The organism is Prescottella defluvii (assembly GCF_000738775.1).
In the GTDB taxonomy this organism is placed as follows: domain Bacteria; phylum Actinomycetota; class Actinomycetes; order Mycobacteriales; family Mycobacteriaceae; genus Prescottella; species Prescottella defluvii.
Genome location: NZ_JPOC01000020.1, coordinates 40,480 through 54,736, shown reverse-complemented (window position 1 = coordinate 54,736; position 14,257 = coordinate 40,480). Strand labels below are relative to the sequence as shown.

General features: G+C 66.3%; 16 protein-coding genes and 4 tRNA genes. 2 read left to right on the top strand and 18 right to left on the bottom strand.

Annotated features, from left to right (window positions below):
* Positions 1-3 precede the first annotated feature (3 nt).
* The 16 genes from IJ15_RS0107215 to IJ15_RS0107140 form a co-directional block, all read right to left on the bottom strand.
* Positions 4-798: an MlaE family ABC transporter permease gene (locus IJ15_RS0107215; protein WP_031937668.1), complete on the bottom strand. Its 795-nt coding sequence runs from the start codon at positions 796-798 to the stop codon at positions 4-6.
* Between the two features lie 8 nt (positions 799-806).
* Entirely contained in the window at positions 807-1,856 is a 1,050-nt protein-coding gene (locus IJ15_RS0107210) for an ABC transporter ATP-binding protein (protein WP_031937667.1), read from the bottom strand.
* A gap of 228 nt (positions 1,857-2,084) precedes the next feature.
* Positions 2,085-2,471 carry a 50S ribosomal protein L7/L12 gene (rplL, locus tag IJ15_RS0107205; RefSeq protein ID WP_031937666.1) on the bottom strand — a complete coding sequence of 129 codons (387 nt, stop codon included), beginning with the start codon at positions 2,469-2,471 and terminating at the stop codon, positions 2,085-2,087.
* Between the two features lie 85 nt (positions 2,472-2,556).
* Positions 2,557-3,114 carry a 50S ribosomal protein L10 gene (rplJ, locus tag IJ15_RS0107200; RefSeq protein ID WP_031937665.1) on the bottom strand — a complete coding sequence of 186 codons (558 nt, stop codon included), beginning with the start codon at positions 3,112-3,114 and terminating at the stop codon, positions 2,557-2,559.
* A 476-nt stretch (positions 3,115-3,590) separates the two neighbouring features.
* Positions 3,591-4,304 (bottom strand): 50S ribosomal protein L1, encoded by a 714-nt coding sequence (gene rplA / locus IJ15_RS0107195; protein ID WP_031937664.1) that lies wholly within the window; start codon positions 4,302-4,304, stop codon positions 3,591-3,593.
* A gap of 128 nt (positions 4,305-4,432) precedes the next feature.
* The gene (rplK, locus tag IJ15_RS0107190; protein ID WP_031937663.1) at positions 4,433-4,867 is read right to left on the bottom strand and encodes a 50S ribosomal protein L11; all 435 of its coding nucleotides are present in this window, start codon (positions 4,865-4,867) and stop codon (positions 4,433-4,435) included.
* 98 nt (positions 4,868-4,965) lie between these two features.
* On the bottom strand, positions 4,966-5,769 hold the full coding sequence (nusG, locus tag IJ15_RS0107185; protein WP_031937662.1) for a transcription termination/antitermination protein NusG: 804 nt from the start codon (positions 5,767-5,769) through the stop codon (positions 4,966-4,968).
* A gap of 60 nt (positions 5,770-5,829) precedes the next feature.
* A complete protein-coding gene (secE, locus tag IJ15_RS0107180; RefSeq protein WP_031937661.1) occupies positions 5,830-6,342 on the bottom strand; it encodes a preprotein translocase subunit SecE in 513 nt (170 codons plus the stop codon).
* A 34-nt stretch (positions 6,343-6,376) separates the two neighbouring features.
* Positions 6,377-6,449, bottom strand: a tRNA-Trp gene (locus tag IJ15_RS0107175).
* Positions 6,450-6,634: 185 nt separating this feature from the next.
* On the bottom strand, positions 6,635-7,060 hold the full coding sequence (hadB, locus tag IJ15_RS0107170) for a (3R)-hydroxyacyl-ACP dehydratase subunit HadB (protein WP_031937660.1): 426 nt from the start codon (positions 7,058-7,060) through the stop codon (positions 6,635-6,637).
* Entirely contained in the window at positions 7,047-7,532 is a 486-nt protein-coding gene (gene hadA, locus IJ15_RS0107165) for a (3R)-hydroxyacyl-ACP dehydratase subunit HadA (RefSeq protein WP_231569453.1), read from the bottom strand. The genes hadB and hadA overlap by 14 nt, the downstream gene beginning before the upstream one ends.
* 154 nt (positions 7,533-7,686) lie before the next feature.
* Positions 7,687-7,854, bottom strand: a complete 168-nt coding sequence (gene rpmG, locus IJ15_RS0107160) for a 50S ribosomal protein L33 (protein WP_031937658.1) — start codon at positions 7,852-7,854, stop codon at positions 7,687-7,689.
* A 63-nt stretch (positions 7,855-7,917) separates the two neighbouring features.
* Positions 7,918-7,990 (bottom strand) — tRNA-Met (locus tag IJ15_RS0107155).
* 45 nt (positions 7,991-8,035) lie between these two features.
* Positions 8,036-8,108, bottom strand: a tRNA-Thr gene (locus IJ15_RS0107150).
* 93 nt (positions 8,109-8,201) lie between these two features.
* Positions 8,202-9,713 carry an aldehyde dehydrogenase gene (locus IJ15_RS0107145; protein ID WP_031937657.1) on the bottom strand — a complete coding sequence of 504 codons (1,512 nt, stop codon included), beginning with the start codon at positions 9,711-9,713 and terminating at the stop codon, positions 8,202-8,204.
* Positions 9,714-9,927: 214 nt separating this feature from the next.
* A tRNA-Tyr gene (locus IJ15_RS0107140) sits at positions 9,928-10,010 on the bottom strand.
* A gap of 166 nt (positions 10,011-10,176) precedes the next feature.
* Between IJ15_RS0107140 and IJ15_RS0107135 the strand changes: the two genes are divergently transcribed.
* The gene (locus IJ15_RS0107135; protein ID WP_031937656.1) at positions 10,177-10,668 is read left to right on the top strand and encodes a YajQ family cyclic di-GMP-binding protein; all 492 of its coding nucleotides are present in this window, start codon (positions 10,177-10,179) and stop codon (positions 10,666-10,668) included.
* Between the two features lie 130 nt (positions 10,669-10,798).
* Here IJ15_RS0107135 and htpX read toward each other — a convergent pair whose 3' ends face one another.
* Both htpX and IJ15_RS0107125 read right to left on the bottom strand, forming a co-directional pair.
* Positions 10,799-11,704, bottom strand: a complete 906-nt coding sequence (gene htpX, locus IJ15_RS0107130; RefSeq protein WP_031937655.1) for a zinc metalloprotease HtpX — start codon at positions 11,702-11,704, stop codon at positions 10,799-10,801.
* 114 nt (positions 11,705-11,818) lie between these two features.
* The gene (locus tag IJ15_RS0107125) at positions 11,819-12,865 is read right to left on the bottom strand and encodes a polyprenyl synthetase family protein (RefSeq protein ID WP_031937654.1); all 1,047 of its coding nucleotides are present in this window, start codon (positions 12,863-12,865) and stop codon (positions 11,819-11,821) included.
* A 114-nt stretch (positions 12,866-12,979) separates the two neighbouring features.
* On the opposite strand from IJ15_RS0107125, the gene IJ15_RS0107120 reads away from it, so the two are divergent.
* Positions 12,980-14,254, top strand: coding sequence for a geranylgeranyl reductase family protein (locus tag IJ15_RS0107120; protein WP_031937653.1), 1,275 nt, complete (start codon positions 12,980-12,982; stop codon positions 14,252-14,254).
* Positions 14,255-14,257 lie beyond the last annotated feature (3 nt).

Below are 14,257 nucleotides of genomic sequence, written 5' to 3'. Positions count from 1 at the left end.
CGGTCAGGCCCCCTTCGCCGGAACAATCTGCAGGTACACCATCGTGAGGATCAGGTTCGCGAAGAACAGGACCAGGAAGGTGATGACGACCGCCTGGTTCACCGCCTCGCCGACACCCTTGGGTCCGCCCTTCGGCGTCAGTCCCTTGTAGGACGCGATCACGCCGGCGATGACACCGAAGATGGCCGCCTTGACCTCCGCGATGTAGAGGTCGGGCAGCTGGGCCAGCGCCGAGAACGACGCGAGGTACGCACCCGGGGTGCCACCCTGGAGGATGACGTTGAAGAAGTAGCCGCCGGCGATACCGACGACGGACACGAGCCCGTTGAGGAGCACCGCGACGAGCACCATCGCGAGCACGCGGGGCACGACGAGCCGCTGGATCGGATTGATCCCGAGCACTTCCATCGCGTCGATCTCCTCACGGATGGTCCGTGAACCGAGATCGGCGGTGACTGCGGAGCCCGCGGCTCCGGCGATCAGCAACGCGGTCACGATCGGACTGCCCTGCTGGATCACCGCGAGCACGCTGGCGGCACCCGTGAACGCTTCTGCGCCCAGCTGCTTGATCAGCGACCCCGTCTGCAGCGACACGACGGCACCGAACGGGATGGCGACCAGCGCGGTAGGCAGGATCGTCACACTGGCGATGAACCAGGCCTGTTCGATGAATTCCTTGAACTGGAACGGTCGCTTGAACGTGTTGCGAACCACGTCGACGAACAGCTGGACGATGTTGCCGGCCTGTGTAAGCGCCCCCGTGACCGGCTTCATCATCGAAGGTCGGGTGCCCCCCATCCGCTCCCCTACCCGCGCCCGTATGCGGTCTGTCCCAGACCTCCGTCGTCGTATGCGGGAATCACCTGGGTGGCGTCGTCGTCCTCCATGCTGGCAAGGATGCTCTGCTGCGCCTCGATCGGCAGGGTATGGAGAATCTCCCGGACCCGCGCCTGACGGCGTGCGACGGCCTGACGGAAGGGCAGACCCGGCGTGGCCTGCATCTGCGGCACGACGCCGTAGACGTCGTCCGTCCCGCCGTGGTGGTGGCCGGCGTCGACGAGCGCCTGCTCCTGCGCCATCTGGGCGTCGTCCTTCTCCTCCGACATGCCGATCGGACCGATCTTGCTGCCGTTGAGGAACTGATGGACCACCGGCTCGTCGCTGGTGAGCAGGACCTCACGGGGGCCGAACATCACGAGCTGCTTGCGGAAGAGCATGCCCAGGTTGTCCGGCACCGTGCGCGCGAGGTTGATGTTGTGCGTCACGATCAAGATCGTCGCATCGATCTGCGCGTTGATGTCGATCAGCAGCTGACTGAGGTACGTCGTGCGGACGGGGTCCAGACCCGAGTCCGGCTCGTCGACGAGGATGATCTGCGGATCCAGCACGAGCGCGCGGGCGAGGCCGGCACGCTTGCGCATACCGCCGGAGATCTCGCCCGGCAGCTTCCCTTCCGCACCGACGAGACCGTTGAGTTCGAGCTTCTCCATGACGATCTTGCGGATCTCGGACTCGGACTTCTTGGTGTGCTCCCGCAGCGGGAAGGCGACGTTGTCGTAGAGGTTCATCGACCCGAACAGCGCACCGTCCTGGAACAGGACACCGAACAGCTTGCGGATCTCGTAGAGCTCACGCGACGAGCACTGGAGGATGTCGGTGCCGTCGATGACGATCGAGCCCTCTTCGGGCCGCAGCAGACCGATCAACGACTTCAGGAAGACGGACTTGCCCGTACCCGAAGGGCCGAGTAGTGCGCTCACCTCACCGGCCGGCAGCGTGAGGCTCACGTCCTGCCAGATCTTCTGTGAGCCGAACGACTTCGTGAGTCCCTCGACCGCTACCTCGACTCCCACTATTACCTCCTGCGTCAAGCATGTCCCCCCACGGTGGGCCCACTGTGGGTTGCGTCACTCTATCGCATCGAAGTGTTATACGTTACGCCAAACCTTACTCTCGGGTAAGTAAATGGCCGCGATTCGCCGGAGAATTCTCCGGCTTCCACCGATGCAAGAAAAGAGGGCCGCCCCGAACGGGGCGACCCTCTCTTCTGGATGCTTCGTCAGGAAGCAGCGCGGACAGCCGTCTTACTTGACGGTGATCTTCGCGCCGGCAGCCTCGAGCTTCTCCTTGGCAGCCTCAGCGGCGTCCTTGGCAACCTTCTCCAGGATGGCCTTCGGAGCACCCTCGACGAGGTCCTTGGCTTCCTTCAGGCCCAGGCCCGAGACGACCTCACGGACGACCTTGATGACCTGGATCTTCTTGTCGCCGGCCGACTCGATGATGACGTCGAACTCGTCCTGCTCCTCAGCAGCCTCGGCAGCGGCAGCCGGAGCGCCCGCAGCAGCGACGGCGACCGGAGCAGCAGCGGTGACCTCGAAGGTCTCCTCGAACGCCTTCACGAACTCAGAGAGCTCGAGCAGGGTGAGCTCCTTGAACGCGTCCAGCAACTCTTCGGTGGTGAGCTTCGCCATGGTGGCGGTCCTTCCTCTTAAGTCCTGTGTCGCTGATCCGCGACCGGACAGGTGGTGATGGTTGTGATGCGCAGGTGCGGATCAGCTATTCGGCAGCGGCGTCGGCGGGAGCCTCGACGGCCCCACCCTCCGCAGCCTTCTTCTCCTGCAGCGCGGCGGCCAGACGGGCCACCTGCGAAGCGGGAGCATTGAACAGGCCAGCGGCCTTTGCCAAGTTGCCCTTCATCGCGCCGGCGAGCTTGGCCAACAGGATCTCGCGGGACTCGAGGTCCGCGATCTGGTTGACCTGATCCACGGACAGCGCAGCGCCGTCCATGTACCCGCCCTTGATGACGAGTGCCTTGTTGTCCTTTGCGAAGGCCTTGATGGCCTTCGCAGCGTCGACCGGCTCGCCCTTGATGAATGCAATGGCGGTCGGTCCGACGAACAGGTCGTCAAGGCCCTCGACGCCCGCCTCAGCGGCGGCACGCTTGACCAGGGTGTTCTTGGCGACGGAGTAGGTGGCACCTTCTCCGAGAGCGCGTCGCAGCTGCGTCAGACTCGTGACCGACAGACCACGGTATTCCGTGATCACGGCGGCGGACGAGTCCTTGAACTGCTCGGTGATCTCTGCAACTGCAGAAACCTTCTCAGGCTTTGCCATACTTCGCCTCCTCTCGTGACAGTCGTTGTTCCACTTCGGGCCGTGACATGCAAAACGCCCCGGTGCAGGGCACACGGGGCGTACACGAGGAGATCCATCCATCCGGCCGGGGCCGGTCGCAGACAAACATCCCCCACCTCGTCCTCCTGCGTGGGCCGCCGGGCAATCCCGGACCTTCAACCGATTCCGTGTCTGGACTCGGTGACCAACGGTCTTTGGTAGAACATTGTTTCGGGGCGGAATTCGCATGAAGCGCCGAACTCCAACGAGGAGCCTAGCTCGAGTCGGGGCGCAGACGCAAAACGAGACGCCCACAGTCCCCCGCGCAGTGCCGACCCTCACATCCGGCGGCCGACGCCTCGCCCTCCCGGACAGCTGCACGGCCGTTCTCCCGAGCGTCCTCGAACGCCGAAGGCCGGCACAGAGAAATCTCTGTGCCGGCCTTCGATGTCGATCAGATCGCGGAAAGTCGCGACTTACTCGCCGTCCTCGAGGAGGTTGCGGGTACGGTTCGGATCCACCGGGATGCCCGGACCGGTGGTGGTCGAAACCGTGATCTTCTTGACGTAGCGGCCCTTCGCCGACGACGGCTTCGCACGCAGGATCTCGTCCAGCGCCGCACCGTAGTTCTCGACCAGCTTGGCCTCGTCGAACGACGCCTTGCCGATCACGAAGTGCAGGTTGGCCTGCTTGTCGACGCGGAAGTTGATCTTGCCGCCCTTGATCTCGGTGACAGCCTTCGCGACGTCCGGCGTAACGGTGCCGGTCTTCGGGTTCGGCATCAGGCCACGCGGTCCGAGGACACGGGCGATGCGGCCGACCTTGGCCATCTGGTCAGGGGTGGCGATCGCGGCGTCGAAGTCGGTCCAACCGCCCTGGATGCGCTCGATCAGGTCCTCGGCACCGACGACATCGGCGCCGGCGGCCTCAGCCTCGGCTGCCTTCTCGCCGACGGCGAAGACGACGACGCGGGCGGTCTTACCGGTGCCGTGCGGCAGGTTGACCGTGCCACGCACCATCTGGTCCGCCTTGCGGGGGTCGACGCCCAGACGGACGGCAACCTCGACGGTCGCGTCCATCTTGCTCGACGAGGTCTCCTTGGCCAGCTTCGCAGCCTGCAGGGGGCTGTAGAGGCTGTCCGCGTCGATCTTCTCAGCGGCGGCGAGGTACGCCTTGCTGCGCTTTGCCATTTCTTCTGTCCTTACTTCTCACCCTGGGCGGTCGGCCCGGGTGAATGGTTCAGTTGTGGTGCGGGCCTGGCCGGCCCTCCCACAGTGGAGGATCAACCCTGCAGTGTCAGTGCGGGGCTGCGCTGCACTCAGCCCTCGACGGTGATACCCATCGAACGCGCGGTGCCGGCGATGATCTTCGCGGCCGCGTCGATGTCGTTCGCGTTGAGGTCTTCCTGCTTGGTCTTCGCGATCTCGCGCACCTGATCCATGGTCACGGTCGCAACCTTGGTCTTGTGCGGCTCGCCGGAGCCCTTCTGGACACCAGCAGCCTTGAGCAGCAGCTTGGCGGCCGGCGGGGTCTTCAGCTTGAAGTCGAAGGTCCGGTCTTCGTAGACGGAGATCTCGACAGGGATCACGTTGCCGCGCTGGGACTCAGTCGCCGCGTTGTAAGCCTTGCAGAACTCCATGATGTTCACGCCGTGCTGACCGAGCGCAGGACCCACGGGCGGTGCAGGGTTGGCCTGACCAGCCTGGATCTGAAGCTTGATGAGCCCGGCGAGCTTCTTCTTCTTGGGGGGCATCTTCGTTCCTTGTTTCCTACTGGGTGTGTTTCTTGCGTAGTGCGTGCAAGCGTGTGGGTCCCACCTTGCCACGCGCGAGCGTGACAGTCGGAACCGAGTTAGATCTTCGAGACCTGGTTGAAGGACAACTCCACCGGGGTCTCGCGACCGAAGATCGAGACGAGGACCTTGAGCTTCTGCTGCTCGGCGTTGACCTCGCTGATGCTGGCGGGCAGCGTCGCGAACGGGCCGTCCATGACGGTGACCGACTCGCCGACCTCGAAGTCGACCTCGATGGTCGGCTTGGCAGCGGTCGCGGCGGCCGACTCACCGGCAGCGGCAGCAGCCGCGGCAGGCTTCTTCTGCCCCTGCTGGGGCATCAGGAACTTGACGACCTCGTTGAGGGTCAGCGGCGACGGGCGCGACGTGGCGCCGACGAAACCGGTCACACCGGGGGTGTTGCGGACCGCGCCCCACGACTCGTCGTTCAGTTCCATGCGAACGAGGATGTAGCCGGGCAGGATCTTCCGGTTGACCTGCTTGCGCTGGCCGTTCTTGATCTCGGTGACCTCTTCGGTGGGAACCTCCACCTGGAAGATGTAGTCGCCGACGTCGAGGTTCTGGACGCGGGTCTCGAGGTTGGCCTTCACCTTGTTCTCGTACCCGGCGTAGGAGTGGATGACGTACCAGTCACCGGGTGCGCGACGGAGCGCGGCCTTCAGCTCGGCGACAGGGTCGATCTCTTCCTCAGCGACCTCTGGAGCCTGCTCCGCGATGGCACCGTCCTCGGCCTGGTCGCCGGCAGCGTCGGCGTCGTCTTCGACCTCGAGCTCGGCTGACACGCCGTCTTCGTCGGTAACCGCCTCGGCCGAAACACGCTCCTCGGCCATGGCCTCGTCAGAGTCGTTCTCGGGGGTGCTCACTGGAGGCACTCTTCCTCTCGTCAATCACATCGTTCGGGAGCGCCGACGGGCGCCCCCGGGTTAGCCGAACAGCCAGGAGACGCCCTTGATGAAACCAAGGTCGAGAAGGCTGATGAACGTCACCATGAAGGTGACGAACACGAGCACCACGCTGGTGTAGGTGATCATCTGCTTGCGATTGGGCCAGATGACCTTACGGAGCTCGGCAAACACTTCGCGTAGGAAGCGTCGAATCCGCTTGAAGATGTTCTCCGTCTGCGGCTTGTCGGCCTTCCGGGACTTTGCTTCCGGGGACTTCACGGAAGTTGCCGCCTTGGCGGTCTTCGCCATCTGGACCGGCTTGGCCGGCTCGGCAGATTCCGGTGTTCCCGCCCGGCGCGCGGAGCGCTTGCCGGTGGGCTTACCTGCTGGGGCCGCACTCGCGGGGCTCTCATCAGCAGCGACCTCACCCTCAGGGGCGTGATCGGAAGGGGCCTCAGCGCGAGAGCTCGCGTCGGCTGCAGAATCTTCGACAGGGCTTGGGTCCGTAGACCCGGTAGCGCCGCCGTCGCGCTTGTCGCGCTCCTCGCTCACCGTCGTTCCTCTCAGTCGCTGACCAGTCCGGGTGCAGGGGCGACAGGACTTGAACCTGCAACCTGCGGTTTTGGAGACCGCTGCTCTGCCAATTGAGCTACGCCCCTTTGGTCGACCGATCGAACTGGTCGACCCATCTGGATTCACATGACATGCGCGCCACCCCATCCGGACCAGCCCAGCCTGTAGAAACAGGCTGCAACCTCACCGTAGGGCAGCGCGCAGCGCCTGAGTAACCCCAGAAACTCTAGTGTACTTCAATGCACCGGAACAAACCCAATCCGCCCGGCACTCAGGCCAAACGGACCGTTGCGGTGGCCCGACCGAAGATCTTACGACCCTCCGAACGAGCCACGATCGCGACTACTGCGGTCTTGCTTTCGGGATCCACCGACTTGATCTTGCCGGTGAACTCCACGGCGGCAGCCTTGTCGGCCGCCACGTAAACCGGACTCGTGAACCGAACGTTGTATTCGGTCACAGCACCCGGATCGCCGAGCCATGACGAGACGAATCCGCCACCCAGACCCATCGTGAGCATCCCGTGGGCCACGACGTCCGGCAAGCCGGCCAGTCGGGCCACATGGTCGCTCCAGTGGATCGGGTTGGGATCGCCCGACACGCCGGCGTAGTTGACGAGATTGCCACGGGTCAGCGTGACGATGCGCTCGGGCAGTTCGTCACCGACAGTGACGTCCTCGAACCTACGGAGCGACATGCATCATCACATCCTTGACCGCGTGCGCGATGTTCTCGTCGACCTCACCGCCGGAGCGAGCGACGAGCGTGGTCCAGGTGGTCTGGACCAGCTCCCCGTTCACATCCGAGATGACGTTCTTGGTGACGATGATGTCACTGCCCGCGACCTGGCGGAACGATTCCAGGTGGACGTCGCAGATCAATCGGTCGCCGGCCTTCAGCGGCCTGTGGAACACGAGCCGCTGGTCGGTCTGCATGATCTGGCTGAGGTCGTAACCGGTCACGACCTCTTCGAACAGCTTGCGCTGCGCGATCATGCCTACGATCGACACGAAGGTGAGGGGGGCGAGGAGACCGTCGTATCCGAGGCCCCGCGCCGCTTCCTCATCGTGATGGGCGGGGTGGTCGTCGAGTACCGCACGTGCGTACTCGCGGACCTTTTCCCGGCCGATCTCGTAGAAGTCGCTCACGCGGTAGTGATGTCCGACCATCGCAGCCGCATGCGCGGCGGGGTCGAAGGTCACTTCGGCCTCTCTCACGACTGTCTCTGTCACAGCGAATCACCCATCTGCCCTGTGGACGCAAATATCGTTAGGGCAGTCTGGCAGTGAACCTAACGCGCGAGCGCCGACTCCGAGAAGAAACTTACTTGGACTCGCGATGCGCCTGGTGAGTTCCGCAGTTCGGGCAGAACTTCTTCAGCTCGAGGCGATCGGGATCGTTGCGGCGATTCTTCTTGGTGATGTAGTTGCGGTGCTTGCACACCTCACATGCCAAGGTGATCTTGGGCCGAACGTCAGTCGAGGAGGCCACGGGGCTGCCTTCTTTCGCGTGAATCTGATCAGAGAGAGATCAGGGTGGATCATTCGTCTTGTGTAGCGATGGCCGGACTTGAACCGGCGACACAACGATTATGAGTCGTTTGCTCTACCAACTGAGCTACACCGCCTCGGAGTCGAGTGTCGCGCGAATCCGGCGGCACCACAATCCAGCGAGCCCCCTGACGGAATCGAACCGTCGACCTTTTCCTTACCATGGAAACGCTCTGCCGACTGAGCTAAGGGGGCGTGGCTGTCCTGCGCATCTCTGCGCGCTGAAGCCTCCAGAAGATTACACAGACCTTCGCTCCAGCGCCAAATTGGCAGGTCAGACCGGGTAAATCAGTGGCCAGACGCTGCGGTCACGCTCGGGGGCATCGCGTCGAGCAGCACGGTCTTGGCCTCGAGGTACGGCTGCAGGCCGTCCAGGCCGCCCTCACGGCCGAGACCGGACTGCTTGAAGCCACCGAAGGCGATCCCGAAGTCGGACTGGAACCCGTTGTGGCCGACGGTGCCGGACCGCAGCTGCCGCGACACCGCCCACGCCCGTTCGACGTCGTCGGTGAACACCGAGGCGTTGAGGCCGTAGATCGTGTCGTTCGCGATGTCGACCGCGTGGTTCTCGTCGTCGGCGGCGATGACGCTCACGACCGGGCCGAAGATCTCCTCTCGGGCGATGGTCGAGTCGTTGTCGACGTTGCCGAACACCGTCGGTTCGATGAAGAAGCCGCGGTCGAGGTGGCCGGGCCGGCGGCCGCCGGTGACCAGGCGGGCCCCCTCCTCGCAGCCCTTCGCGATCAGGCCCTCCACCTTGTCGCGCTGACGGGACATCGCGAGCGGCCCCATCTCGGTCGCGGGGTCGAACGGGTCCCCCACCCGGATCGCCGACATCGCGGCACCGAGGGCGTCGGCGAACTCGTCGTGACGGTGGCGGCTGACGACGATGCGGGTCAGCGACGCGCACACCTGGCCGGTCATGATGCGCGCCGACGTCGCGATGGACTGTGCCGCGGTGGCGAGGTCGTAGTCGTCGAGGATCACGCCGGCCGACTTGCCGCCCAGCTCGAGCGTGCAACGGGCGATCCGCTCGCCGCACAGTGCCGCGATCCGGCGACCGGCCGCGGTGGAGCCGGTGAAGGTGACCTTGTCGATGCCGGGGTTGCGCACCAGCAGCTCGGAGACCTCCCGTTCGGCGGTGACGACGTTGACGACGCCCGCGGGGAGTCCGGCGGCCTCGACGATCTCCGCGAACAGGTAGGCGGCACCCGGCGCCTCCGGGGAGGCCTTGACGACGACGGTGCAGCCCGCGATGAGCGCCGGCGCGACCTTGTTGGCGATCAACCCGAGCGGGCTGTTCCACGGGATGATCGCGGCGACGACGCCGACCGGTTCGCGGACCAGCAGGCCCACCCCGTTGCCCGAGCTGGGCCGGCGCTCCTCGACGAACGCGTAGCTGTCGGCGAGGCTCGCGTAGTAGTCGAAGACGTCGCCGGAGCCCGCCGAGGCATACGTCGACACCGCGGCGAGGATGCCCATCTCGCTGGTCCAGATGCGACCCAGTTCGGCGCTGCGTGCGCGGATCCCGGCACCGATCGCCGTCAGGTAGGGGGCGCGCTCGGCGTGGGTCATGCGCGACCACGGTCCGCGGTCGAACGCGTCCCGGGCGGCGTCGACGGCCCGGGCCATGTCCTGCGCGTCGGCCTCGGCGACGGTGAGGAACACGTCCTCGGTGGCGGGGTTGACGACGTCGAACCGCGCGCCGGTCGCCGGCTCGACCCAGTGGCCGCCGATGAACAGCTTCCCGGGATGCTGCACCGTCACGGACGTCTCGTCGGCGTTGATCAGACCTGTCATCGAGGATCGGGCTCCTTCGTGCCTCACGGGCACCCGTCCTGTGACGAGCGCCACCATCGCACCGGACGCTAGGGCGGTCTCGGCGCGACCAGACCGCACGGTCCCGTTGAGTGGGATGGATCACAGCCCGGATCCCCGACGCGGGGCGGGCGGGGTCGAGGTACCCCGAAAGCAGTTCAGCCCCGACCCTTTTCGGGTCGGGGCTGAACTTGTGTGGCAGATGTAGGATTCGAACCTACGTAGGCATAAGCCGACGGATTTACAGTCCGCTCCCATTGGCCGCTCGGGCAATCTGCCAGACTTCGCCCAGAGCATCTTGCTCGCTCTGACGCATATCGAAGAATACATCGAAGTCCCCCCAGATACGCAAACCGGGTGGATACAGGGGGTAGCGACCCGATAGCGTCAGGGCAGCCCACCGCTGTCCGGGTGGGCTCTACCGCCAAGAATTCAGGAGTGTGCAGTGGCTGATTCGTCCTTCGATGTGGTGAGCAAGGTTGATCGTCAAGAGGTGGACAACGCTCTGCATCAGGCTGCGAAGGAGCTGGGCACCCGGTTCGACTTCCGCAACACCGGGGCGAGCATCGAGTGGTCCGGCGAGGAGACCATCACGCTGACCGCCGAGACGGAGGAGCGCCTGAACGCCGCGCTCGACGTCTTCAAGGAGAAGCTGATCCGCCGGGACATCTCGCTCAAGGCGTTCGATGCGGGCGAGCCGGCGCAGTCCGGCAAGATCTACAAGCTCAGCGGATCCCTGGTCCAGGGCATCAGCACCGAGAACGCCAAGAAGATCTCGAAGAAGATCCGCGACGAGGGCCCGAAGGGCGTGAAGGCGCAGATCCAGGGTGAGGAACTCCGGGTGACCAGCAAGAAGCGTGACGACCTGCAGGCCGTCATCTCGCTGCTCAAGGGCGAGGATTTCGGTATCGCCCTGCAGTTCGTGAACTACCGCTGACGCCGCCCGGCCGTGCGCCGGACCGTCGCACGGGCCGTCACTTCCGCCGACGCGGAGGTGGCGGCCCGTTTCCGTCGGCCGCGGTCGGCCACGGCCAGCCACAGTCGGCCGCGGTGGGTCGCGGTGGGTCTCAGTACTCGCGATGGGTGGGGGGAAGGCCGCCGTCGGGCGAGCCACCGCCGGCCATCTTCTCCAGACGCGCGATCCGATCCGCCATCGGCGGATGCGTCGAGAACATCCGGCTCATCTTGTCGCCGGCCCGGAACGGGTTGGCGATCATCATGTGCGACTGCGCGGCGATCTTCGGCTCAGGCGGCAGCGGCGCGGCCTGCGTGCCGCGCTCGAGCTTCCGCAGCGCCGACGCCAGCGCCAGCGGGTCCCCCGTCAACTCGGCCCCGGACTGGTCGGCCTGGTACTCCCGCGACCGGGACACGGCAAGCTTGACGACGGTGGCTGCGATGGGACCCAGGAGCGAGACCAGCAGCAACGCGATCGGGTTGGCGCCCTGACCGTTGCCGCGTCCCCCGAACATGTTCGCGAAGATCGCCATGTTCGCCAGTCCCGAGATGACCGCGGCCATCGCGCCGGCGACCGACGAGATCAGGATGTCGCGGTTGTAGACGTGGGACAGTTCGTGCCCGAGGACTGCTCGCAGTTCGCGCTCGTCGAGGATGTCGAGGATCCCGCTGGTGCAGCACACCGCGGCGTGGCGCGGGTTGCGTCCGGTCGCGAACGCGTTGGGCGCCGCGGTGGGGCTGATGTAGAGACGCGGCATCGGCTGGTGTGCCGCCGTCGCCAGCTCCCGGACGATCTTGTAGATGACCGGTGCCTGGACCTCGGTGATGGGCTGGGCATGCATCGCCCGCAGCGCCAGCTTGTCGCTGTTGAAGTAGGCCCACGCATTGGTGCCCACGGCCAGGAGAATCGAGAAGATCAGGATCGTGCGGTTCTGGAACAACGAGCCGATGAAGATGATCAATGCGGACATTCCGACCAGCAGGCCGAACGTCTTGGCACCGTTCGCGTAACCGTGCACGACTCGCCTCTTCCCTGTTCACCGCCGCGACGCCAGCGTGGCTTCCTGACCTGAACAACGATCCAGCCCGGGGAGACGGTTCCCGGGCTGGTCGAAGACTACGTCAGCGAGGCGTCATCCGACGCGTTCGACGGTGTACTCGACGAGTCGCAGCAGCGCGTCGTTCGCGGGGCCCTGCGGCAGCTGGGCCAGCTCGGTCCGGGCCCGCTCGGCGTACTCGGCGAGCTTCGTCTTGGCCGCGGTCATGCCGGGAGACCGCTCGAGCAGTGTCAGCGCTTCGGCGACCTCGGCGTCGTCGGTGACCGGTCCGTCGAGCAGTTCGCGCAGCCGGTCGCCGTCGGCGCCCTCCTCACGCAGCGCGTACAGCACGGGCAGCGTGTGGACGCCCTCACGCAGGTCGGTGCCCGGCGTCTTGCCGGACTGATCCGACACCGAGGAGATGTCGATGATGTCGTCGGAGATCTGGAAGGCGATCCCGACGGCGTCGCCGAGGCGCTCGAGGCGCTCGATCTGGTCGGCGCCGGCGCCGGAGAAGGTGCCGCCGAAGCGTCCGCTCGCGGCGATCAGCGAGCCGGTCTTCTCCCACACGACCTTGAGGTAGTGCTCGACCGGATCCTGCTGCTGCTTGGCGCCGATGGTCTCGCGCATCTGGCCGGTGACCAGTTCCGCGAACGTCTCCGCGATGATCCGGACGGCGTCGGGGCCGAGCGTGGACACCAGCCGCGACGCGTGCGCGAACAGGTAGTCGCCGGCGAGGATCGCGATGCTGTTGCCCCAGCGGGCGTTGGCGCTGGGTGCGCCGCGGCGCATGGTCGCCTCGTCCATGACGTCGTCGTGGTACAGCGTCGCGAGGTGGACGAGTTCGACGACGGTCGCGGCGGTGACCACGGCCGGGTCGGACCCGTTCGGCCCGAGCTGGGCGGTCAGCACGGTGAACAGCGGACGGAACCGCTTGCCGCCGGCCTTCGCGAGGTGCAGCGCCGCCTCGGTGAGGAAGTCCTCACCGTCGGACAGTTCGCTGACCAGGAGTTCCTCGACACGGTGGAGACCGTCGCGCACCACGTCGGCCAACTGCTGGTCGCCGAGGTCGACCCCGGCCACGACGGTGCCCGAACCTGTTGCCCGCTCCGACCCCTCAGTGCTCACGATGTCAGTACTCATTCCTGTAGTCGGTGACGCCTCGGTAACCACGGTAGTGAACCTAGCGGTATCACCGGCCGTCACCACCACCTGCCCTCACCGCGTTGCGCTCCCCCAGCCTGAGAAGATACTGGGGTGGTGGCCGAACATTTCCCGACCGCTGGGTCCAACGATGCCCCGAAACTCCCCACGAGCACCGAAGTCCTGGTCGTCGGTGCCGGTCCCGCGGGCTCTGCCGCCGCCACGTGGGCGGCGCGCGGCGGGCGTGACGTGCTGCTGGTCGACGCGGCGACGTTCCCCCGCGACAAGACGTGCGGCGACGGCCTGACCCCGCGCGCGGTCGCCGAACTCGATCACCTGGGTCTGGGCGACTGGGTCCGCGGGCACACCACCAACCGGGGTCTGCGCCTGACGGGCTGGGGACAGGAGTTGGAGCTGCCGTGGCCCGGCGGCGCCCTCCCCGCGGTCGGCAGCGCGGTGCGGCGCACCGAGTTCGACGACCGGCTGCGGCTCACCGCGGTCGACGCCGGTGCCCGAATGGTCCAGGGCGCCAAGGCGGTGGGTGTCGAGCGTCGCGGCGACCGGGTTCGCTCGGTGACGGTGAAGACGGCGACCGGGACGCACACCGTCACGTGCGAGAAACTGATCGTCGCCGACGGCGTCCGCTCGACGCTCGGCAAGCAACTGGGCCGCGAGTGGCACCGCGACACCACGTACGGGGTGGCGGCGCGCGCGTACGTGAGCTCCCCGCGCAGCGACGACCCGTGGATCACGTCACATCTCGAACTGCGCGACGACGCCGGCGCACTGCATCCGGGTTACGGCTGGGTGTTCCCGCTCGGGACCGGCGAGGTCAACATCGGTGTGGGCACGCTCGCGACGGCCAAACGTCCCGCGCCGGGTGCGCTGCGGCCGCTGCTCGAGCTGTACGCCGACCAGCGCCGCGCGGAGTGGCACCTCGACGGCCGGGCGCATTCGGTGGCGTCGGCGCTGTTGCCGATGGGTGGCGCGGTGTCGGGGGTGTCCGGTCGCAACTGGGCGCTGGTCGGTGACGCCGCGGCGTGTGTGAATCCTCTCAACGGTGAGGGCATCGACTACGGCCTCGAGGGTGGGCGCCTGGTGGCGCAGGTGCTGGGCAGCGACGACCTGACCGATGTGTGGCCGACGATCCTGCGGGACCGGTACGGCCACGCGTTCTCGATCGCGCGCCGCCTCGCAGGACTGCTGACGATTGCCCGGTTCCTGCCTGCGGCGGGGCCGGTCGGGATGCGTTCGCGCGCAATGATGACCGTCGCGGTGCGGGTGATGGGCAACCTCGTCACCGACGAGGACGCCGATTTCACGGCCCGGGCATGGCGCGCGGCGGGTGCCGCGTCGCTGCGCCTGGATCCGCGCAAGCCCTTCAGCTGAGCG